This is a genomic window from Polaromonas aquatica, from assembly GCF_050626995.1.
Taxonomy (GTDB): Bacteria; Pseudomonadota; Gammaproteobacteria; order Burkholderiales; family Burkholderiaceae_C; genus Polaromonas; species Polaromonas aquatica_A.
In genome coordinates, this window is sequence record NZ_CP192467.1 from 2,222,197 (window position 1) to 2,241,473 (window position 19,277).

21 protein-coding genes are annotated in these 19,277 nt (G+C 63.6%); 8 read left to right on the forward strand and 13 right to left on the reverse strand.

Annotation, left to right across the window (positions count from 1 at the left end):
- Position 1: 1 nt before the first annotated feature.
- Entirely contained in the window at positions 2–1,522 is a 1,521-nt protein-coding gene (gene dacB / locus ACQ4MS_RS10555) for a D-alanyl-D-alanine carboxypeptidase/D-alanyl-D-alanine endopeptidase (RefSeq protein WP_431099457.1), read from the reverse strand.
- A 166-nt stretch (positions 1,523–1,688) separates the two neighbouring features.
- Between dacB and tsaB the strand changes: the two genes are divergently transcribed.
- Genes tsaB through ACQ4MS_RS10570 form a run of 3 tightly spaced genes read left to right on the forward strand, consistent with a single transcriptional unit; the run spans position 1,689 to position 3,717 of the window.
- The gene (gene tsaB, locus ACQ4MS_RS10560) at positions 1,689–2,444 is read left to right on the forward strand and encodes a tRNA (adenosine(37)-N6)-threonylcarbamoyltransferase complex dimerization subunit type 1 TsaB (protein WP_431099458.1); all 756 of its coding nucleotides are present in this window, start codon (positions 1,689–1,691) and stop codon (positions 2,442–2,444) included.
- Positions 2,441–2,920 carry a ribosomal protein S18-alanine N-acetyltransferase gene (rimI, locus tag ACQ4MS_RS10565; RefSeq protein ID WP_431099459.1) on the forward strand — a complete coding sequence of 160 codons (480 nt, stop codon included), beginning with the start codon at positions 2,441–2,443 and terminating at the stop codon, positions 2,918–2,920. The genes tsaB and rimI overlap by 4 nt, the downstream gene beginning before the upstream one ends.
- Positions 2,917–3,717 carry a uracil-DNA glycosylase family protein gene (locus ACQ4MS_RS10570; protein WP_431099460.1) on the forward strand — a complete coding sequence of 267 codons (801 nt, stop codon included), beginning with the start codon at positions 2,917–2,919 and terminating at the stop codon, positions 3,715–3,717. Before rimI ends, ACQ4MS_RS10570 begins: the two co-directional genes overlap by 4 nt.
- 97 nt (positions 3,718–3,814) lie before the next feature.
- Here the strand turns inward: ACQ4MS_RS10570 and ACQ4MS_RS10575 are convergent, their stop codons facing one another.
- Positions 3,815–4,714 carry a hypothetical protein gene (locus ACQ4MS_RS10575; protein WP_431099461.1) on the reverse strand — a complete coding sequence of 300 codons (900 nt, stop codon included), beginning with the start codon at positions 4,712–4,714 and terminating at the stop codon, positions 3,815–3,817.
- Positions 4,617–5,441, reverse strand: coding sequence for a cupin-like domain-containing protein (locus ACQ4MS_RS10580; RefSeq protein ID WP_431099462.1), 825 nt, complete (start codon positions 5,439–5,441; stop codon positions 4,617–4,619). The genes ACQ4MS_RS10575 and ACQ4MS_RS10580 overlap by 98 nt, the downstream gene beginning before the upstream one ends.
- Before the next feature lie 294 nt (positions 5,442–5,735).
- On the opposite strand from ACQ4MS_RS10580, the gene pyrF reads away from it, so the two are divergent.
- Positions 5,736–6,572 carry an orotidine-5'-phosphate decarboxylase gene (gene pyrF / locus ACQ4MS_RS10585; protein WP_431099463.1) on the forward strand — a complete coding sequence of 279 codons (837 nt, stop codon included), beginning with the start codon at positions 5,736–5,738 and terminating at the stop codon, positions 6,570–6,572.
- A gap of 75 nt (positions 6,573–6,647) precedes the next feature.
- Here the strand turns inward: pyrF and ACQ4MS_RS10590 are convergent, their stop codons facing one another.
- A complete protein-coding gene (locus tag ACQ4MS_RS10590; RefSeq protein ID WP_431099464.1) occupies positions 6,648–6,926 on the reverse strand; it encodes a hypothetical protein in 279 nt (92 codons plus the stop codon).
- A 182-nt stretch (positions 6,927–7,108) separates the two neighbouring features.
- Positions 7,109–7,753 (reverse strand): NAD(P)-dependent oxidoreductase, encoded by a 645-nt coding sequence (locus ACQ4MS_RS10595; protein ID WP_431099465.1) that lies wholly within the window; start codon positions 7,751–7,753, stop codon positions 7,109–7,111.
- A 99-nt stretch (positions 7,754–7,852) separates the two neighbouring features.
- Here ACQ4MS_RS10595 and ACQ4MS_RS10600 point away from each other — a divergent pair, with 99 nt between their 5' ends.
- Complete coding sequence (locus ACQ4MS_RS10600; protein ID WP_431099466.1) at positions 7,853–8,770, forward strand: LysR substrate-binding domain-containing protein; 918 nt, start codon at positions 7,853–7,855, stop codon at positions 8,768–8,770.
- A 15-nt stretch (positions 8,771–8,785) separates the two neighbouring features.
- On the opposite strand, the gene ACQ4MS_RS10605 is transcribed toward ACQ4MS_RS10600, so the two are convergent.
- The 8 genes from ACQ4MS_RS10605 to ACQ4MS_RS10640 all read right to left on the reverse strand — a co-directional run bounded on the left by ACQ4MS_RS10605 (position 8,786) and on the right by ACQ4MS_RS10640 (position 16,508).
- A complete protein-coding gene (locus tag ACQ4MS_RS10605; RefSeq protein WP_431099467.1) occupies positions 8,786–9,706 on the reverse strand; it encodes an EamA family transporter in 921 nt (306 codons plus the stop codon).
- A gap of 17 nt (positions 9,707–9,723) precedes the next feature.
- Positions 9,724–10,170, reverse strand: a complete 447-nt coding sequence (locus tag ACQ4MS_RS10610; protein ID WP_431099468.1) for an acyl-CoA thioesterase — start codon at positions 10,168–10,170, stop codon at positions 9,724–9,726.
- A 27-nt stretch (positions 10,171–10,197) separates the two neighbouring features.
- Positions 10,198–11,169, reverse strand: coding sequence for a dipeptidase (locus tag ACQ4MS_RS10615; protein WP_431099469.1), 972 nt, complete (start codon positions 11,167–11,169; stop codon positions 10,198–10,200).
- Between the two features lie 74 nt (positions 11,170–11,243).
- Positions 11,244–12,005: an ABC transporter ATP-binding protein gene (locus ACQ4MS_RS10620; protein WP_431099572.1), complete on the reverse strand. Its 762-nt coding sequence runs from the start codon at positions 12,003–12,005 to the stop codon at positions 11,244–11,246.
- Positions 12,006–12,028: 23 nt separating this feature from the next.
- Positions 12,029–12,877 (reverse strand): ABC transporter ATP-binding protein, encoded by an 849-nt coding sequence (locus ACQ4MS_RS10625; RefSeq protein WP_431099470.1) that lies wholly within the window; start codon positions 12,875–12,877, stop codon positions 12,029–12,031.
- Positions 12,874–13,788 carry a nickel transporter permease gene (nikC, locus tag ACQ4MS_RS10630; RefSeq protein ID WP_431099471.1) on the reverse strand — a complete coding sequence of 305 codons (915 nt, stop codon included), beginning with the start codon at positions 13,786–13,788 and terminating at the stop codon, positions 12,874–12,876. Before nikC ends, ACQ4MS_RS10625 begins: the two co-directional genes overlap by 4 nt.
- Positions 13,785–14,879, reverse strand: coding sequence for an ABC transporter permease (locus ACQ4MS_RS10635; protein WP_431099472.1), 1,095 nt, complete (start codon positions 14,877–14,879; stop codon positions 13,785–13,787). Before ACQ4MS_RS10635 ends, nikC begins: the two co-directional genes overlap by 4 nt.
- Before the next feature lie 24 nt (positions 14,880–14,903).
- Positions 14,904–16,508 carry an ABC transporter substrate-binding protein gene (locus tag ACQ4MS_RS10640; RefSeq protein ID WP_431099573.1) on the reverse strand — a complete coding sequence of 535 codons (1,605 nt, stop codon included), beginning with the start codon at positions 16,506–16,508 and terminating at the stop codon, positions 14,904–14,906.
- 158 nt (positions 16,509–16,666) lie between these two features.
- On the opposite strand from ACQ4MS_RS10640, the gene ACQ4MS_RS10645 reads away from it, so the two are divergent.
- The 3 genes from ACQ4MS_RS10645 (at position 16,667) to gshB (ending at position 19,273) form a co-directional block, all read left to right on the forward strand.
- Positions 16,667–16,798, forward strand: a complete 132-nt coding sequence (locus tag ACQ4MS_RS10645; RefSeq protein ID WP_431099473.1) for a hypothetical protein — start codon at positions 16,667–16,669, stop codon at positions 16,796–16,798.
- Between the two features lie 265 nt (positions 16,799–17,063).
- Positions 17,064–18,311 (forward strand): benzoate/H(+) symporter BenE family transporter, encoded by a 1,248-nt coding sequence (locus ACQ4MS_RS10650; protein WP_431099474.1) that lies wholly within the window; start codon positions 17,064–17,066, stop codon positions 18,309–18,311.
- A complete protein-coding gene (gene gshB, locus ACQ4MS_RS10655; protein WP_431099475.1) occupies positions 18,308–19,273 on the forward strand; it encodes a glutathione synthase in 966 nt (321 codons plus the stop codon). Before ACQ4MS_RS10650 ends, gshB begins: the two co-directional genes overlap by 4 nt.
- Positions 19,274–19,277: the final 4 nt, after the last annotated feature.

Below are 19,277 nucleotides of genomic sequence, written 5' to 3' on the forward strand. Positions count from 1 at the left end.
TTCACAGTTTGCCGTCCTTCACGGCCCATTCCAGCAGGGCATCGAGCGCCGGGCGCGCGGCTGGTGCGTTCGGATGGTTGACCAGCCCCACCACGATGTAACGTGCACCGCTGTTGCCGTTGGCATAACCGGCAATGGCGGTCACATCGCGCAGCGAGCCTGTCTTCAGGAAGGCCAGGCCCGCAACGCTTTTGCCGCGCTCCCGCAGAGTGCCATCGACACCCGCCACGGGCAATGAGTCGGCCAGGTCCGCAGCCAGCGGGCTCCTGGCGGCATGCTGCAGCAGGGCCGAGAGGCTGGCCGCGGTGATGCGTTCGCTGCGGCTCAGGCCGGAGCCGTTGTCCATCACTGGCGGTGTGGTGCCGGGCAGGCTTTTGCGCCACCAGGCAGCCAGCGCGGTGCGAGCCGATTCGAGCGTGCCGGTTTTGGGTTGGCCCAGGCCGCCCTGCAGTCCCAGCGTCAAAAAAAGGTGTTGGGCCATGATGTTGTTCGAGTATTTGTTGACGTCGCGCACCACCTCCAGCAGGGACGGCGACTGGTGTTCAAACCGCACGGCGGGTTTTTCACCTGAGAGCGATCCTGTGCTGCGCAGCATGGCCAGCTCGGCCGCGGTGGCGTCACGCACCGTGCCGGTCAGCAGGCCGCCCAGTTGCCGCCATGAGCCTTCGATGGCGCGCGCGGCAAAACTGGCGGGGTCGGCATAAGCGCTGGGCCAGATTTTTTCGCCGCAGGCCGACGAATAGGTCCCGAGGAATTCAATGTTGACCGGGTTCTCGACGCTGGCGCGCAGTTCGCTGCGCCAGTCACCGCAACGCGCCACGCGCACCATCGGCACGCTGGCGCCCACCTGCACGCCTGCCAGCGGGGGCTCGTAGCGTACGAGCGCGCGGCCGCTGGGAAGGTCCGGCGTGAAAGTCATCACCAGGGTCTTGAAGTTGATCAGCAGTGCATCGGGCCGGGCGTTGTAGGGCCGCAGCGGCTCGCCGTCAAATTCGCCCGGGTCGGTGGGCGGCACGCTGAAGGCGCTGCGGTCCAGCACGATGTCGCCGCGAATCACCCGCGCGCCACCGGCCTGCACCTGGGCCAGCAGGGCCTGCAGGCGCTCAACCACCAGCTTGGGGTCGCCGCCGCCCTGCACCACCAGGTTGCCGTTGAGCAGCCCGCCCGATGTGCCGCCGTCCAGGATCACCTTGGTCTTCCAGGTGAAGTCGCGGCCCAGTGCGTCGAGGGCCGAATACGTGGTGACCACCTTCATGACGGAGGCTGGGTTCATTGGCGTGTCGATGCGCCAGCTCAGGCGCGGCACGGGCTTGCCGTTACCGGCGTCGACCACCAGCATGGACACCGCGTCACGCGGCACCTTGGCACGCGAGAGGGCTTTTTCAATCGGGGCGGGCAAGCGGGCGGCTTGTGCGAAGGCTTTGTTGCCGGCCAGGGCGGTCAGGGCGGCAATCGCGGTCAAGGCCGCCACCGCGGTGCGTGTCGTGCGCGGCGCGCACGGGCGCAGCAAGTCATGGATCATGGAAGGATTATCGTGGCACGAGCCTTTCATCCTGCTTCCAGGGGCTTGTTGGCATTGGCGCGGATAATCAGGGGCTGCGCGCCAGCCCTACCCCCGGTACATCGGTGAGTTGCTATGAATTTAATAGCTGCTCGCGCACAATATACAAGGGCTGGAGCCCGATTTAATGCCTGAACTTGTGAAATTCCTCGCTTTTGACACCAGTACCGACCGCATGTCCGTGGCGCTGACCGATGGCGCACGCGTGTGGCAGCACAGCGGCCCGGGCGGTGCGCAGGCTTCAACTACCCTGATTCCTGCCATCCTGGCGCTGCTGGCCGAATCTGGTCTGGCGCTGGGCGAACTGGACGCCATCGCGTTCGGCCGAGGTCCCGGCTCATTTACCGGGCTGCGCACAGCCTGCGCCGTGGCACAGGGCCTGGCGCTGGGCGCCAACGGGGGTGCAGGCATTTCCGTGCTGCCTGTCGACACGCTGATGGCTGTGGCGGAAGAAGCGCGCTTTCAGCACCAGGGTGATGGCGCGGCGCCTTTGCGCATCACCGCGCTGCTCGATGCCCGCATGGACGAGATGTATGTGCAGGGCTTTGATTTCAGCAGTGGGTGTTGCAAGACGCTGGGCGAATGCGAACTGGTCCGGCCCGAAAACCTGGTACCCGATGCAGCGGCTGGCTTGCTCGCAGGCAACGTTTTTGCGGTGTACGCAGAGCGCCTGCCGGCTGGCCTCGCTGCGTTTGCGCAGGCAGAAGCCCTGCCCACAGCTGCCGCCATGCTGCGCCTGGCGCCGCAGCTGGCTGCCGCCGGGCTGTGCGTGAGCGCAGATCTTGCCCTGCCGCTCTATGTTCGCGATAAAGTAGCGCTTACCACCGAAGAGCGCGACCAGGTCAAGGCCGCCAAACTGGCCGCCGCCCCACCTCTTCCATGAACGCCATCCTCAAGCCTCTCGAAGCCAGGTTCGAAGCCATGACGCCCCAATGGCTGGAGGCCGTGGTGCGGGTGGAAAAAACCGCCTACGGCAACCCATGGACGCAGGGCAACTTCATCGACTCGCTCAATGCCGGCTACCAGGCGCAACTGCTCACCGGCGGCAATCCGCCGGATGCTGAACTGCTGGGCTACTTCGTGGCCATGAAAGGCGTGGACGAGGTGCACCTGCTCAACATCACCGTGGCCCCGGAACACCAGCGCCAGGGGTGGGCCCGCGTCATGCTGGACGCGCTGGCGCTCTGGTCGCGGGGGCAGGGTGCGCAGTGGCTGTGGCTGGAAGTGCGCGTCAGCAATGTGCGGGCCAAGGCCATTTACGAGCGCTACGGTTTTCGCCATGTCGGCACGCGCCGCAACTATTACCCGAACGGCCCTTCCACACGTGAAGACGCGGTCGTCATGAGCCTGGCGCTATGAGCCTTGATCTCGACAAGCGCCAGCGCGCCATGTTGCGCGAAATGGGCGTGCGTGTATGGCTGCCGGCTGCTGCTCCGCCTGAAGCGGTTGCTGCTACCAATTTGGTAGCTGATGGACCAATATCAGCTCCGGCTACAGATGAATTTGATCGAAAATCCGCTGTTCCCGCTGTTCCCGCTGTTCCCGCTGTTCCCGCTGCGCCGGCGGCACCGCGAGCAGCGGCACCTTCCGTGCGACCCGCGCCTGCGCCGCCTCGCCCACAGGCCGAGGCGCGCGAGGCTGCCCCATCCGGCACGGCTGCCGCATGGCGCATGGGCGATGTACAAGCCCTGTATGCCGAAGCCGCCCATGCCGAAGGGGCACGCTGGCTGGTGCTCGCCGAAACACCGGCTGCCGCTTTGCAGCGGGAGCCTTTCAATCCTTTTGAAGGCGATGCCGGCAAGCTGCTTGACAACATGTTGCGCGCCGCGCGCCTGCACAAGGCCGGCATGGTGCTGCTGGCACCGCTGGTCAGGCACGCGGCTTCCGGACCGGGCACCAGCCTGCCAGAAGCCCTGCCAGCCCTGGTGGCCAGCGCGCAGCCCGATGTCGTGCTGGTCATGGGCCGGCTGGCTGCGCAGGCCATGTTGCAGTCCACGGAGGCTTTCGGCAAACAACGCGGCCAGTTGCACACCCTGCATGGCGCCCGGATGGTGGTGACCTACGACGCCACTTATTTGCTGCGCAATCCGGCCGACAAGGGCAAGGCCTGGGACGACTTGTGCCTGGCCATGCGTGCGGCCACGCCAGCGAACTAGGAGCCTCTTCGCGGCTTCTCTGAAGCCGTGAACGGGTTCTTCAGGTTCTCAGGCATTGGCCGCGGCGCGGCTGGCTGCGCAATACGGGTTGAACCTGTTACGCCGCCTTTGGCTCAACTGCAGATCCTGCCTGCGCGGACGCTGCGTCGTCTTCCGGAATGGCATAGCGCGGGGCCAATGCTGCAAGCGACCTCAGTACCGATACGGGCATCCAGCGAAATAGCGGTGTCAGCCATGGATACGGCACTTTGGATTTCAGGATGGCGCCGTAATCACACGAGGCTTCGTGGGGGAAGTAGTTCTCACGCACGGCCACGACCTCACAAAATCCCTTGCCGTGGTAGTAGCGCAGTTGCGGGTCCACCGGCAGGCCAGCCCGCGCAGCCCTTGCATAGGCTTCCACTGACGCACCCGGCTTACGTTGCAAATAACGCTTGAGCCCCGGCATCGGAGAACCCAAAAACACTTCGCGGTTACCGCATTTCACCGCATACAGATAGTTAAAGGCGATCAGCTGCAAGGCGGCACCGGCGTCCACGCTGGTCAGGCTGATGCCAAACAGGCAGCGTGATGCGTATTTGTCTTTGGTCACCCTGCCATCCAGCGCGGCACTTTTTTGCCAATCGCCCGGGTTGACCCACTCAGCCTCTGTGGTCGGCTTGCCAAACAGTGACGCCAGCAATTCACCCGTTTCAGCACAAAACGCACCCCCGCTCAAATCGGGATGCGCGGCAATGCGTGATCGAAAGTCTTCTGCCGTGGCTTGCTGCTCTTGCGTCCATTGTTTGCGCTCCAGATCCAGCAAGGCCGGAATATCGCCAATACGCAGGTTGCGGGTGATGTAGCGGCGCTTTTTGATGGTCTGTTTGGCGGTCATGGGGCAACGAAACTCGATGGTGTTAAAGGGATTGATGGCCCGGAACTTCCGGTGCTGGTCGCGGGTGTGCGGCACCTGCATGGCAGGAACAATTGCGGGTGCCAAAAGGCTGGAGGTCATGCATCAGCTGCACAGCACCCGTGGCCAGCCACAATCCAGCGGTGCGGGCTTTGCTGCCGAAAAAACCGCTCAGAAAAATGCTGGCTTGCAGATTCACTACTTCATGCCACCAACCGTGAGGCACATAGATGGCATCACCCGGATACAGATCGACAGCCAACAGCGCGTCTGGTGGTGCATTGCTTTGCGCCAGGTCGCGCATGCCCACCGTTGCCAGTTTGGCCCAGCGGTCATGCTTCCGCGACTGCGCACCCAGGTGCTCCACGGTACCGGGGCGGGCCAGGTAAAAACGTTTGACTCCGCGCGTAAGCACCGCCAGGTTGTCCAGCAGGTCGTAGTGCAGCCCTGTGTGCGCACCCTGCGGCCCAATCCACGCGCTGCTGGAGACGATATTGCCCGGCGGAAACAACGCGTCTTGCCGAACGTCCTGGCGCAATGAGGGTATCTCCTTGAGCAGGTCGAACTCCTTGAGGTACCCGATATGCGAGCCCTCGTCCTGTGCGGCTGTCTGGAGTTCCAGTTGTGCCACATAACGATCGAGTGTGGACTTCACAAACCGGGTGCTGGACTTCTCCCGATTCCCCACCACCAATGTCACGGGCCTGGCCCCGCCCACCTGGGCAAGGTGCTGAAATGTCCAACGCTCCAGCGCTGCCCAGTTGCGCCCCAGGCCCCGCAAAACGACGGGGCCATGACCTATCCATTCATGCCCTTGGGGAGACACCATCTCTGGCACAGCGCCGAGCCTGGAGCGAGGTACCCCTAGCGGGCACTCGCCTTGATTGATCCGCAAATTCACAACGACCTCAGATTCACAACGACCTCACGACCTCAGCACTTGTTATGCGGTGATCGTAAAAATTCACTGTGAAATGTTGATGACGCCAGCGCCTGTTTTTTGTTGCGTCGTGTAAGAACGCTGGCGAGGTAGTCCTGCAGACAATCGCGCATTGGGCATACAGGGGGATCCCCATCAGGGCACGGTGCAAGCTGCGAAGATCGTGGGAGCTTAAAATGGGACATGACTTTCCTCGACATGCTGGGCGCGGCAGAACGCCAGAACCATTCCATGCTCTGCGTCGGCCTAGACCCGGAGCCCACCAAATTTCCCGGCAAGCTCAAGGGCGACGCCAACAAGATTTACGATTTCTGCGCGGCGATTGTTGATGCCACCGCCGACCTGGTCATTTCCTTCAAGCCGCAGATCGCCTACTTCGCCGCCCACCGCGCCGAAGGCCAGCTCGAACGCCTGATGGAACACATGCGCCGCGTCGCGCCGCACGTGCCCATCATCCTGGACGCCAAGCGCGGCGACATCGGCTCCACCGCAGAGCAATATGCGAAGGAAGCGTTTGAACGCTACGGTGCCGACGCAGTGACACTTTCGCCCTTCATGGGATTTGATTCGGTGGCGCCGTATTTGCAGTACGAAGGCAAAGGTGCTTTCCTGCTGTGCCGTACCTCGAACCCCGGGGGGGACGATTTGCAGAACCAGCGCTTCGCCTCGATTGAAGGCCAGCCGCTGCTGTACGAGCATGTGGCGCGGCTGGCGCAAGGTCCATGGAACCTCAATGGACAGTTGGGGTTGGTCGTGGGTGCGACATACCCGGCTGAGATCGAACGTGTACGTTCGGTAGCGCCTAGCTTGCCCTTGCTGATTCCCGGTGTGGGGGCTCAGGGGGGCGATGCGGTGGCCACTGTCAAGGCTGGTTGGCGCGCCGGGGCGCCCATCATCGTGAACTCATCGCGCGCGATCATTTACGCTTCTTCCGGGGATGATTTTGCGGAGACTGCACGGCGGGAGGCGGTGAAGACTCGGGATGTATTGGAGGCGGCTCGGGGCGAAGCCTTGAAATAGGCTGAGTACCTTGGCCAGGCCTGCAGTTTTCAGCAAAAAAAGCGGTGCCAAGTCTAAGTGAACACTGGGAACAACCTACCGCCCAATACGAAGCAACCCCTTTGCAGCAGGCAAATACGCCACCAGCTTCGCCACCCCATCTCGCCCGCTCGCGGCCCGATAAAGCAGCGCACTTCCAGCCATCGATCCAAGCGCCCGCTTGAGCGGTGATGAACTCCGGCCCGATGCCAGCAGCAACGCCACACCGGCGCCAAAAACCAGCCAGTGCTCGCCGGGAAAGCTGTCGCGGCTTTTGTCCCAGGCGTGGCAGTCATGCAGCAGGCGGGACAGCGGGTTGGAAGGTGAAGTGGACATGATGGTGCGGGATCCTTTCATGCCACTACATTAGCCGCGGCCACCGTGGGCCGGTGTCAGACATCGCCGCAAATGCCGGTCACCGGCCGGGCCCACCGCCGGGCCATGGCCGGGCGCTTCGGTTGCTATCTTTTTAATAGCTTCTGGCGCCCATAAAGGTTGGGCCATGGACCAATTTGACCTCAGTTGGCAACCGTGAACCGGCGCCGCACGTGGCGCGCATTCTCGATCTCGTCCACGATGGCCACGGCGAGGTCGGCTACCGAAATACCGGCCGGCGTGTCGCCTTGGCCGGGCAGCAGGTCGTCTGCCCCCAGGCGGTACTTGCCCGTGCGTTCGCCAGGCGCCAGGCCAATAGGAGGCGAGACAAAGCTCCAGTCCAGCGAGGTTTCGAGCTTGAGCTGGTTCAGTGCCTCACGTGCTGCCAGCGCACCCTGCTTGTATTCAGCGGGGAATTGGGGCGTGTCCACCAGCTGCAGGCCGGGCGCCACATACAGGCTGCCAGCGCCGCCCACCACAAGCAGGCGTTTGACACCCGCCTGCTTGACACCGTCGACGATGGCTTTGCTGGCCTGCAGGTGCAGGTCATGAATCTTTGGCTCATTCCAGCCCGGGTTGTAGGCACTGATAACGGCATCGTGGCCCGCCACGGCCCTGGCGACCTGGTCAGCATGCAACGCGTCCGCGGCGGCCAAGGTCAGGCTTTTTTGCAGTGCGATCTTGCCGAGGTTGCGGGTCAGCACCGTGACCTGGTGGCCTCGGCTCAGCAGCTCGGAAAGAATGGGCGCACCGACAAAACCTGTGGCGCCGATCAATGCGATGTTCATGAAAACTCCTGGGGAATTGAAGAAGCCTGTAGTTTGCCCGCTTCACAACACGCTGAATAGAGGTCAAAATTGGCTAACACTATGAAGTAGGGCTAATCAATGAGTGATAAATCCATGGACCAGCTCAAGCGCATGGCGATTTTTGCCGAGGTGGTTGCCAAGGGATCCCTGACCGCGGCTGCACGGCAACTGGACATGACACCTTCAGCTGTGAGCCAGCATTTGCGGCAGCTTGAACAGTCGCTCGGCCTGGCCCTGCTGCACCGGTCAACGCGGCGCCTGACGTTGACGGAGGCGGGTGAGCGCTACCACGGCGGTTGCGCTGCCATGGTGGCGGCTGCGCGCTCGGCGGAGCAGGCGCTGGTGCGGCTGCGCGACGAGCCTGAAGGCGAGCTGCGCCTGGCCGCGCCGGCCGGCTTTGGCGGCCTGTTGGCGGCGGCGCTGGCGCCGCTGCGCAGCTACCCCCGGCTCACGCTGCGCCTGCTGCTGGACGACAAGCTGGTTGACCTGATCGGCGAACGCGTGGATATCGCGGTGCGCGTGGGCGAGCTTGCCGACTCCAGCCTGGTAGCACGCAAGCTGGGCGATATGACGCGCCAGCTCTGCGCTTCGCCGGCCTACCTGGCCGAACGTGGCTGGCCCGCGGCGCCGCAGGATTTGCTGCGCCACGACTGGCTGGCCAGCAAACCCAATGGCAGCGGCCCGGACATGCTGGAGCTGCAGGGCCCGTCCGGCGAGCGAGAAACCCTGAGGCTGGAAGGCCGGGTGCAGGCCTCGCAGGTCACGGCGCTGCATGCGCTGGCCATGGCCGGCTGGGGCATCAGCATGGGCGTGAGTGAAGACGACCGCAAAGCGATGGCCGAAGGCCGCTTGCTGCCGATACTGCCGGGCTGGCGCATGTCGGATGTTCCGGTCTACGCTGTGACGCCGCGGCGCGGCGAGCAGCCGGCCAAGGTGCGCCACACGCTGGAGCTGCTGGCGGCCTGGTTTGGCGGCGGGAAGAACCCCAGACCGTAAACAGGTTCGTAGGCGTCAGGTCTGTTGCGGACGCGGCCTGAACACCAGCCCGCCCAGCATCACGCAGCCCAGCGCCGCCACCACCAGCGCAGTGCCGGCCCACTGCCAGGGCGTGACGACTTCGCCCAGCACCAGCATGCCGGTGGCCAGGCCGACGACCGGCACACCCAGGCTGAAGGGCGCGACGCGGTTGGCCGGGTGGCGCTTGAGCAGGTTGGTCCACAGGCTGTAGCCCAAAATGGTGGCCGCCCAGCCGAGGTAGGCCACAGCGGCCCAACTGGAGGCACGCGCTTCCATCCAGTGCCAGCGCACCGCCGCAGGATCGAAGGCCCAGGACAGGGCGGCAAAGGGCAGTATCGCCACCAGGCTGCTCCAGACCACAAAGGCCAGCGGCGAATAATCACTGTAAGTCTGCTGCACGCGCCGCGCCACGATGTTGGACATGGCCCACATCGCCGCTGCGCACAGCGTCAGCACAAACCCCAGCGGGGTGGTGGCGCCGGCGCCATCTGTGCCCATGTAGTTGAGTGCAAAACAGGCCAGGCCCACGGCGGCCAACACCAGGCCTGCCTGCAACGGCCGGCTGGCGCGCTCATGCAGCAACACAAAACCGAAGAGTGCCGTCCAGAACACCTGGGTCTGCTGCAGCACCGAGGCCAGCGCCGCTGTCATGCCTACCTTGAGCGCAAGAAACAGGACACCGAACTGGCCCACGCCCTGAAAGAGGCCGTAAAGCACTATCCATTTCCAGGCGATTTTGGGTGGACGAATCAGCAGGGCCAACGGCAGGACCGCAAACACGTAGCGGGCCGTACCCAGCTGAAAAGGCGTGAAGTCGCGCAGGGCGAACTTCATCACCACAAAATTGACGCCCCACAGGACGACCACCACCAGTGCGGCCGCCAGGTCGCGGCCGGTCAGGGCATTGGGCTGCATCTGTGCAAGACGCGGAGTCAGCCCAGCTGCATGGCGCGAGCGGCATCCAGGTGCGACTTCACGCGCTGCGCCAGTGCGATGTCACCGGGTGTCTCGGGCTGCCACGCTTCGACGGGCAGCGCTTTGCCGTCCAGGTCCACCGCGACAAACACCACCAGGCATTCGGTAATGACTTCCATCTGGCCCACTTTCATGTCGCCGGCGCGCACTTCCACGGCGATGTTCATGCTGGTGTTGCCGGTGTAGGCCAGGCGTGCCTGCACTTCCACGAGGTCACCAATCATGATGGGGCGCTGAAAGCGGATGCTGCCCACCGACACAGTGACGCAATAACGTTTGGCCCAGCTGGTGGCGCAGGCGTAGCCGGCCTCGTCAATCCACTTCATGACGGTGCCGCCGTGTACTTTTCCGCCGAAATTGACGGTGCTGGGTTCGGCCAGGAATCGGAGGGTGATGGAGGACATGGGTAACTACCGGTTGTTGCGGAATGTTCAGTCGTTCGGCCAGGCGGCGCCGGCGACACGCATCATATTGTCACCCATCACGCCTTCGACTTCGGCCGCGCTCATGCCCACACGGCGCAGCGCTTCGGGCAGGAGCTTCCAGGTCTCGACCGGCGTGTAGGTCATGCGCTGCACGGCGCGGTCGTAGCCCGCCGCTTTGGGCCACCAGTACGTTGGGTCGTAGTCGCCGGGCGGGTTGTCGTTGAGTTCGTCCTGACGGAAGCTGATGTCCAGGCCTATGCCCGCGTGCTGGGCTCCGACCAGGCTCGCTACATAAGCCACGTGCCGCGCCATGTCGTCCGCCGTGGGAGTGCGGGTGCCCAGGAAAGCGGAGACGCCCGAGACGCACACCACCCCGCCGGTGGCTGCGCAGGCCCTGATCTGCTCGTCGGTGATGTTTCGCCCGTGTTCGACCAGCGCCAGCGGGTTGGCATGGCTGAAGATCACGGGTTTTGACGAGGCGGCCATGATGTCCAGGCTGCAGCGGCGGCCGGTGTGTGAGCAGTCCATCAGGAGGCCTGCCTCATTCACGGCCTGCACCATGCGTACGCCCAGCGGCGTGAGGCCGCGTGCCTCGTCGTGGCAGCCGTCGGCCACACTGTTGTTGCGGTTGTAGGCGAAGTGGATCTGCCGCACGCCGAGGTGGTGGTAAAGAGCGACCATCTCGGGCCGCTCCAGCAGCGGCATCGCGCCCTCCAGGTCAAAGCCGATGGCGAGCTGGCCTGCCGCCGCGGCTTCGCGGATTTCGGCCACGCTTGAGACCAGCCGGTAGCGCTTTGGGTCGGCCGCGATGCGGGCGCGAAAGGCGGCAATCACCGACATGATTTGCGCCACCGGGTTCATGTCCATGCCGACGTTGATGGAGACGTAGTTGACGCCCGCGGCGCGCAGGTCGTCCATCGGCGAGAAATCAGCCGCCGGGTGCAGCGGCAGGCAGGCGTGGGCTTCCCAGTGGATCATGGTGACGGCATCGGTGTTTAGAGGAGAAATTAAAGCACGCAGCCTGCCGGCGCGCCAGCCACGCGCGGTAACGGTTACATGACGACCGGTGCCTCGGCCGCACGGCGCTTGAAGCCGGTGGAGGCCTCCATCAGGCTCAGCGTATAGGCGTTGGTGACTTTATGCGCCGCAAGATCAGCTGAAGGCACCATCTCCACCGTCTGGCCGCGCTGCATCACCATCAGCCTCTCGCATAGATGCGTGACAACAGCCAGGTCGTGGCTCACCATCACGAAAGTGAGGCCGCGCCGCCGGCGCAGCTCTTCGAGCAGGTTGAGCACCTCCGCCTGCACCGAAGCATCGAGCGCCGAGGTGGGTTCGTCCAGCAACAAAATCTGCGGCTCCAGGATCAGGGCGCGCGCAATCGCAATGCGCTGGCGCTGCCCGCCCGAGAGCTGGTGCGGGTAGCGAAACCGGAAACCGGTTCCCAGGCCGACTTCTTCGAGCGCACGTTCGATGCGCACTTCCGCGTCGTCGATGCCATGAATGGCCAATGGCTCGGCCAGGATGCGGTCTACCGTGTGGCGCGGGTGCAGCGATCCGTACGGGTCCTGGAACACCATCTGCACCTGCCGCCTGAAAGCCTTGCTGCCGGGCGCGCTGTCCTGGCCCAGCAATTTGACAGCACCTGTCGTGCGGGGCGCCAGGCCGCAGATGGCGCGCAGCACGGTGGACTTGCCCGAGCCCGACTCGCCGACGATGCCGAAGCTTTCGCCGGGGTTCACGGTGAAGGATGTATCCGCGACCGCGACAAAGCCGTCATACACCACGCGCAGGCCGCTCACCTCCAGGCCCAGCGACGTGGAGGAAGCCGCGGCGTTCACAGCGCCCACTCCGGTTTGCGGTCCAACGTGGCCAACGGGTGTGTCGATGCGCCCAATTGCGGCAGGCAGGCCATCAGGCCGCGTGTATACGGATGCTGCGCATTCGCCAGGCCACCGGCGGCGAGTTCTTCCACCACGCGGCCAGCGTACATCACGAGAATCCGGTCGCAAAAAGTGGACACCAGCCGCAGGTCGTGCGACACCAGAATCAGGCCCATGCCGCGCTCGACCACCAGCGTGTCGAGGATGGACAGCACCTGCAACTGCACCGTCACGTCCAGCGCCGAAGTGGGCTCGTCGGCGATCAGCAGGTCGGGGTCTGCGATCAGCATCATCGCGATCATCGCGCGTTGGCCCATGCCGCCCGACACCTCATGCGGATACAGCTTGTAGACGCGCGCTGGGTCGTCGATGCGCACTGACTCGAGTGCGGCGAGCGCGCGTTTTTTGGCTTCTGCCGATGAGACGCGGGTATGGGCCTGCAGCGTCTCCACAATCTGCGCGCCTATGGTCATGACCGGGTTCAACGAAAACTTCGGGTCCTGCAGGACCATGGCCACGCGGCCTCCGCGCAGCGCGCGGCGTTGGGCGGGCGGGCAGTTGAGCAAATCCACGCCGGAGAATTCGAGGCGCTTTGCCGTGATGCGGCCTTCCGGTGCAGTCAGGCCCATGATGGCGCGGCCGGTTTGTGATTTGCCCGAGCCCGACTCGCCCACAATGCCGAGTCGCTCGCGGCCGAGCGTGAAGGACACGCCGCGCACCGCCTCGGTCATGCCGCCGTCGCGGCGCGGAAAGCTGACGCGCAAGTCGTCAACGACGAGCAAGGGCGCAGTGGAATCCGTCATTTGGCGGCCTTCGGGTCCAGCGCATCGCGCAGGCCGTCACCCAGCAGGTTAAAGGCCAGGCTCACGACAAAAATCGCCGCACCGGGCGCGGCGGCCACCCACCACTGGTCAAGCACATAGAGACGCCCGTTGGCGATCATCGCGCCCCACTCCGGCATGGGCGGCTGTGCACCCAGGCCCAGGAAGCCAAGGCCCGCGGCCGTGAGGATGATGCCGGCCATGTCCAGCGTGACGCGCACGATCACCGACGACACGCACAGCGGCATGATGTGCCCGAGCACGATTCGCCAGGGCGAGGCGCCCAGCAGCCGCACCGCGGCGATGTAGTCGGTCTGGCGTATCGTCAATGTCTCGGCCCGTGCCATGCGCGCATAGGGCGGCCAGGAGGTGATGGCAATGGCGATCACCGCGTTCTGGATGCCCGGGCCCAGCGCCGCGACAAAGGCCAGCGCGAGGATGAGGCGCGGAAACGCGAGAAAAATGTCGGTGATGCGCATCAGCACCGCATCGACCCAGCCGCCGGCGTAGCCTGCCACGGTGCCGACGATGAGGCCCAGCGGCGCGGCCAGCACCGCCACCAGGACTACCACCATCAGCGTGATGCGCGAGCCGATGATGATGCGCGAAAGGATGTCGCGCCCCTGGTCGTCGGTGCCGAACCAGTGCTCCCACGAAGGCGGCAGCAAGCGCGTGGTACGCAGGTCGCCGGAGTAGGCCGAATAAGGTGCCAGCGCATCGGCAAAGATCGCCACCAGGACGAGCCCCAGCACGATGAAGAGGCCCAGCATGGCCAGCCGGTTGCGCGAAAAATCGCGGCAGCCGTGGTACACCCGGCCCATGAATGCCTGGCGGCGCGAAGTGGGTCTGTCGGTGCCGAGCCAGTCGCGCAGGGATACAAGTTTTGAAGTCATCGGATGCGCGTCCTCGGGTCCAGCAACTTATAGAGAACATCGGATAACAGGTTCAAGCCCACAAAGATCGACCCCACGACAATCGTGCCGCCCAGCACCGCGTTCATGTCGGCGTTCTGCAGTGAGTTGGTGATGTAGAGACCCAGACCCGGCCAGGCAAAGACGGTTTCCGTGAGTACCGAGCCTTCAAGCAAGCCCGCGTACGACAGCGCGATCACCGTGACCAGCGGCACCATGGCATTGCGCAACGCGTGGCGCCAGATGATGCGCGACTCTGACAGGCCTTTGGCGCGTGCGGCGATCACATACTCCTGCGCGAGTTCATTGAGCATGAAGGAACGGGTCATGCGGCTGATATAGGCCAGCGAAAAGTAACCCAGCAATGCGGCCGGCAGGATGAGGTGTGAAAACACATTGCGAAAGGCCTCCCACTCGCCCGCCATGGCGGTATCGAGCAGCAGCAGCCCGGTGACCGGCGTGATGCTGTACTCGTAAATCACATCCATACGGCCCGGCCCGGACACCCAGCCCAGCCGCGCATAAAACAGCACCAGCGCCATCAATCCCAGCCAGAAGATGGGCACCGAATAACCCACGAGCCCGATCACGCGCACCACCTGGTCCACCAGCTTTCCGCGCCGCACGGCGGCCCACACCCCCAGCGGAACGCCCAGCCCCGCACCTATCAGGATGCCCAGGCTGGCCAGCTCCAGCGTGGCGGGGAAAGCGCGCTTGATGTCCGTCATCACGGGGTTGGCGGTCAGCACCGAGACGCCAAAGTCGCCTTTCAACACTTTGGCAATGTAGATGTAGAACTGTTCGTACAGCGGTTTGTCGAGCCCGAGTTCCTGGCGCGCACGTTCGATCACGTGGGCCGGTGCGCGGTCGCCCACGATGGCCAGCACCGGGTCGATCGGGATCACGCGGCCGATGAAGAAGGTGACGGCAAGCAGGCCCAGGTAGGTGAGCAGAATCACCACCAGGAAGTTGCCGAAGCTCCGGGCGTGGGGCGTAAAGCGCTGGCCCGCCGTGCGCGTGGCAACCGCACTGAGCGGCGCCACGCCGGCGGCCGTGGGGTCGGGGATGGCCAAAGTCGGTGGAGCTGTCTGGGGCTATCAGCGCTTGGAGGCGTTGAACACGTAGTTGGTGTCGAAGGTGGGGCCCAGCTTCAGGCCGTCCACATTGCTGCGGTAAGCCGCCACCTCGGTTTGCTGGTACAGCATGATGAAGGGGCTGGTCTTGCGGAACTCTGCCTGCAGGTCTTCATACATCTTCTTGCGTTTGCCGGCGTCGCGCTCCAGCACGGCGGCATCCGACTGCTTGGTCAGTTCGGGAATCACCCAGGCATTGCGCCAGGCCAGCGGCTTGGCCTTGGCATCGTCGGCGTTGTCGGGGTTGCGCGTAAAGGTATCGGCGTTCGAATGCGGGTCCCAGTAGTCGGCGCCCCACTGGCCGATGTACAGGTCATGGGTGCGGGCGCGGTACTTGGTCAGTGTCTGTTTGCCGTCGCCGGGACTGATCTCGATATCGATGCCAGCCTGCTTGGCAGTTTGCTGGAAGGCCTCGGTGATGCCCTGCACCGGCTGGATGGTACGCATGTCGATGGTCACCTTGAAGCCGTTGGCCAGGCCTGCCTTGGCGAGAAGCGCCTTGGCCTTGGCCACGTCGAGCTTGTAGGGCTTGACGGTGCTGGCGCCGAGCAGTCCTTGCGGCAAAAAGTTCTGGTTGACCACGCCAATGTTCTTGATCAGAGTGTCGCCGATGGCGTCGTAGTCGATCAGGTATTTCAGGGCCTCGCGCACCTCGGGCTTGGCCAGGTTGGCGTTCTTCTGGTTCAGGCTGATGTAGTAGACCGTGCCTTTGGGCGTAGAGGTGAGCTTCACGTCCTTGTTGGCCGAGAGCGCGGCGATGTCCTGCGGGCTCAGGTTGCGGGCGATGTCGATGTCGCCCTTTTCGAGAAGCAGGCGCTGTGTGGCCGATTCCTTCACGTGGCGGTAGATCACGCGGGCCAGCTTGGGCTTGGCGCCGTAGTAGTTGTCGTTACGCTCCAGGGCCACGATTTCATTGGCGCGCCATTCGCGCAGCTTGAGCGGGCCGGAGCCGGCATAGTTGGTCTTGAGCCAGCCGTAGCCCCAGTCGCCGTTGACCTCCTTGGATTGCACCAGCTTCATGTCAACGATGGAAGCCACATTCGCCGTCAGGCAGTTGAAAACGAAAGTGGGCGCATAGGCCTTGTCGGTTTCCAGGGTCAGCACGGTCGGGCTGGCAGCTTTGATTTTGTCCTTGACGTTGGCTTTGGAAAAACCGAACTGCGTCAGGATGAAGGCTGGGGATTTGTCGAGCATCACGGCGCGTTGCAGTGAATATGCCACCTCTTCGGCAGTCAGCGGATTGCCTGAGGCAAACTTCAGCCCCGGTTTGATCTCGAAGGTATAGGTCTTGCCGTCGGCCGAGACAGTCCAGGACTTGGCCACGTCGCCCACCAGCTTGGAAGGGTCGTTCACATCCAGGCGCAGCAGCCGGTCATAGGTGTTGCCCATGATTTCGCCGGCAGACAGCTCAAAGGCCTCAGCCGGGTCCATGGTGATGATGTCGTCGAAACCGAAGGCCAATACCAGCGTGTCCTTGGGCGTGGCAGCCAGCGCGGCGCCGGCGCTACAGGCAAGCATGGCGGCAGCGGCGGTGGCACAGAGAACGCGGCGGCTGATGAGGGGAAGCATGGAGTTCAAGATGATTTCCTTTGATTTGGACAGTCAGACAAACATTGCGACTACCGCTTGTGGCGATCGCGCCCGGGATCATCAGGGGTGAGCAGGAATCATGCCCACACTCCTGGCAAGCGCCGCCTGTAACTTGTACATACAAGTCATGGCGACCAGTGACTGGCACATTCTGCGCCGCTGGCCAGCGCGTCAAGACCCGGGTTTTCCGCGATTGCCGGTTTCATGAAACCGGCGTCAACCTGATCTCGCGCCTGGTGATGGCAATCTTCGGTTTTCAGGAGGGTTGAACCTGATTTCTGCGGGTGTTGGGCGGAATTTCATGAAAAAGTGAGCCTTTCCCAATGTCGATGGACGTAAGTTGCTATTGATTTGATAGCGCTTGAGTTCTTCTTCTGTTCGGATTGAACTTGCTGGAAGGTGGTTATGACTCCGGTGGGCGCGCTTTGCTGGGTACTTGCCTTATGAAGAGAACCGGCCGCAGAAAAGCAGACAGCTGCAGTCACACGTCCGAAGCACCGGGCATCGATTCATCAACCCTGCCAGAATCCCTCAATGCAATTTTTCAAAGACCTCAACCTCGCCGCCTTCACCGCTGGTTTTGTCGCAGTCCTGGTCGGTTTCACCAGCTCGGTGGCCATCGTTTTTCAGGCAGCCCTTGCCTTCAACGCCACCCCTGCCGAGATTGCCTCGTGGATGTGGGCGCTTGGCATCGGCATGGGAGTGTGCTCTGTGGTGCCGTCGTTATGGCTGAAAAAGCCGGTGATGGTGGCTTGGTCCACGCCGGGTGCTGCGGTGCTGGCCAGTGCCGGTTTGGCAGGAGGATTTTCGATGGGGGAAGCGGTTGCGGCGTTCATGGTCAGCGCGGTGCTCATCACCCTGTTTGGCATCACCGGCTGGTTTGAAAAGATCATGAACCGTATTCCTGTGGCCATTGCATCGGCCTTGCTGGCCGGTGTGCTCGCGCGCTTTGGCATCCAGGCCTTTGCCGTAGCGCAAACGGCTTTGCCTCTGGTGCTGTTGATGCTCGCGATCTATTTGCTGGGCAAACGCCTGATGCCGCGTTATGCCGTGGTGTTGACGCTGGTGGGCGCTGTCGTCTTTGCCGCCGCTCGCGGGCAACTTGCCTGGTCAGAAGTTACCTTTTCGCTGGCGATGCCGGTGTTTGTGATGCCGGAATTCACGCTGGCCGCCGTCGTCAGCCTGGCCATTCCGCTGTTTGTGGTGACCATGGCCTCGCAAAACCTGCCGGGCGTGGCGGCCATCCATGCCGCCGGTTACGGGCCGGACAGCCCGGACGGCGGCATTCCCGTGTCCAAAGTCATCACGCTGAGCGGCCTCGCTACGCTGGTGCTGGCGCCTTTCGGCGCGTTCGCCCTTAACCTGAGCGCCATGACGGCGGCCATCTGCATGGGCAATGAAGCGCACGAAGACCCGGCCAGGCGCTACACGGCGGCCGTTTGCTGCGGTGCCCTCTATATCGTGATCGGCACCTTCGGCGCGGCAATTACCGGCCTGCTGACGGCTTTCCCGAAGGAGCTGGTATTGGCCATTGCCGGCCTGGCACTGCTGGGCACCATCGGTAACGGCCTGGCCGCGGCGATGGAAGATGAATCGCATCGGGAAGCGGCCCTTATCACTTTTCTCGTTACCCTGTCGGGCGTCGTAATAGCCGGTATAGGTTCTGCCTTTTGGGGCGTGGTCGCGGGCGCGGTTGCGCTCTTTGTACAACAATACGGCCAACGGCGCCGCGAAGCCCTCTCTGGGGCTGCGCCAAATCCAGGGACACGCACCACACCATGAACCTTCTTTTTGTCGCCGATCCGCTCGAATCATTCAAGATCTACAAGGACACCACCTTTGCCATGATGCGCGAGGCACAACGGCGCGGGCACCGCATCAGCGCCTGCGAGCCGGCCGGCATGAGCTGGCAAACCGGCGCGAAAGTCACTGCCGAGGTTCGCCACGTCACGCTGACGGGCGACGCGGATACCTGGTTCACGGCCGATGCTGCACGGCCCGACGGCCGCGAAGCCATTGCAGGTTTTGATGCGGTGGTCATGCGCAAGGACCCGCCTTTTGACAGCGAATACTTCTACAGCACCCATCTGCTGGAGCAAGCCGGGCGCGAAGGCGCCAGGGTCTTCAACAAGCCGTGCGCGCTGCGCGACCATCCTGAAAAGCTGGCCATCCTGGAATTCGCACAATTCAGCGGCCCGACGCTGGTCACGCGCAGCGCCGCCGACATCCGGCGTTTTCATGCCGAGCACAAGGACATCATCCTCAAGCCGCTGGACGGCATGGGCGGCATGGGCATCTTCCGCGTGAAGGAAGACGGCCTGAACCTGGGTAGCATCACCGAGACATTGAACAAGGATGGCGCGCAAAGCGTGATGGTGCAGAAATTCCTGCCCGAGATTGCCAAGGGCGACAAGCGCGTGTTGATCATCGGGGGCAAGCCCGTACCCTTCAGCCTGGCGCGCATTCCCCAAGGCAGTGAAGTGCGCGGCAACCTGGCTGCCGGTGGCCTGGGTGTGGCGCAGCCGCTGTCAAAGCGTGACTTTGAAATCGCTGAGGCGCTGGGCCCTGTCCTGGCCGCGCGCGGCCTGTTGCTCGCCGGTGTCGACGTGATTGGCGATTATGTGACGGAGATCAACGTCACCAGCCCGACCTGCTTCCAGGAAATCCACGACCAGGCCGGCTTCGACGTGGCGGCGATGTTTGTGGATGCGCTGGAGCAGGCCGTCGCAACAGCCGGCGCCTGACCGC

What these genes read in the sequence shown, in the direction of transcription:
- gshB (WP_431099475.1), top strand. Translation starts at nt 18,308, where the DNA reads ATGAACCTTCTTTTTGTCGCCGATCCGCTCGAATCATTCAAGATCTAC.
- ACQ4MS_RS10570 (WP_431099460.1), top strand. Translation starts at nt 2,917, where the DNA reads ATGAGCCTTGATCTCGACAAGCGCCAGCGCGCCATGTTGCGCGAAATG.
- ACQ4MS_RS10575 (WP_431099461.1), bottom strand. Translation starts at nt 4,714, where the DNA reads ATGACCTCCAGCCTTTTGGCACCCGCAATTGTTCCTGCCATGCAGGTG.
- ACQ4MS_RS10595 (WP_431099465.1), bottom strand. Translation starts at nt 7,753, where the DNA reads ATGAACATCGCATTGATCGGCGCCACAGGTTTTGTCGGTGCGCCCATT.
- ACQ4MS_RS10615 (WP_431099469.1), bottom strand. Translation starts at nt 11,169, where the DNA reads ATGATCCACTGGGAAGCCCACGCCTGCCTGCCGCTGCACCCGGCGGCT.
- ACQ4MS_RS10640 (WP_431099573.1), bottom strand. Translation starts at nt 16,508, where the DNA reads ATGCTTCCCCTCATCAGCCGCCGCGTTCTCTGTGCCACCGCCGCTGCC.
- ACQ4MS_RS10650 (WP_431099474.1), top strand. Translation starts at nt 17,064, where the DNA reads ATGCAATTTTTCAAAGACCTCAACCTCGCCGCCTTCACCGCTGGTTTT.
- ACQ4MS_RS10605 (WP_431099467.1), bottom strand. Translation starts at nt 9,706, where the DNA reads ATGCAGCCCAATGCCCTGACCGGCCGCGACCTGGCGGCCGCACTGGTG.
- tsaB (WP_431099458.1), top strand. Translation starts at nt 1,689, where the DNA reads ATGCCTGAACTTGTGAAATTCCTCGCTTTTGACACCAGTACCGACCGC.
- dacB (WP_431099457.1), bottom strand. Translation starts at nt 1,522, where the DNA reads ATGATCCATGACTTGCTGCGCCCGTGCGCGCCGCGCACGACACGCACC.
- nikC (WP_431099471.1), bottom strand. Translation starts at nt 13,788, where the DNA reads ATGACTTCAAAACTTGTATCCCTGCGCGACTGGCTCGGCACCGACAGA.
- pyrF (WP_431099463.1), top strand. Translation starts at nt 5,736, where the DNA reads ATGACTTTCCTCGACATGCTGGGCGCGGCAGAACGCCAGAACCATTCC.
- ACQ4MS_RS10600 (WP_431099466.1), top strand. Translation starts at nt 7,853, where the DNA reads ATGAGTGATAAATCCATGGACCAGCTCAAGCGCATGGCGATTTTTGCC.
- ACQ4MS_RS10580 (WP_431099462.1), bottom strand. Translation starts at nt 5,441, where the DNA reads ATGGTGTCTCCCCAAGGGCATGAATGGATAGGTCATGGCCCCGTCGTT.
- ACQ4MS_RS10625 (WP_431099470.1), bottom strand. Translation starts at nt 12,877, where the DNA reads ATGACGGATTCCACTGCGCCCTTGCTCGTCGTTGACGACTTGCGCGTC.
- ACQ4MS_RS10590 (WP_431099464.1), bottom strand. Translation starts at nt 6,926, where the DNA reads ATGTCCACTTCACCTTCCAACCCGCTGTCCCGCCTGCTGCATGACTGC.
- ACQ4MS_RS10610 (WP_431099468.1), bottom strand. Translation starts at nt 10,170, where the DNA reads ATGTCCTCCATCACCCTCCGATTCCTGGCCGAACCCAGCACCGTCAAT.
- rimI (WP_431099459.1), top strand. Translation starts at nt 2,441, where the DNA reads ATGAACGCCATCCTCAAGCCTCTCGAAGCCAGGTTCGAAGCCATGACG.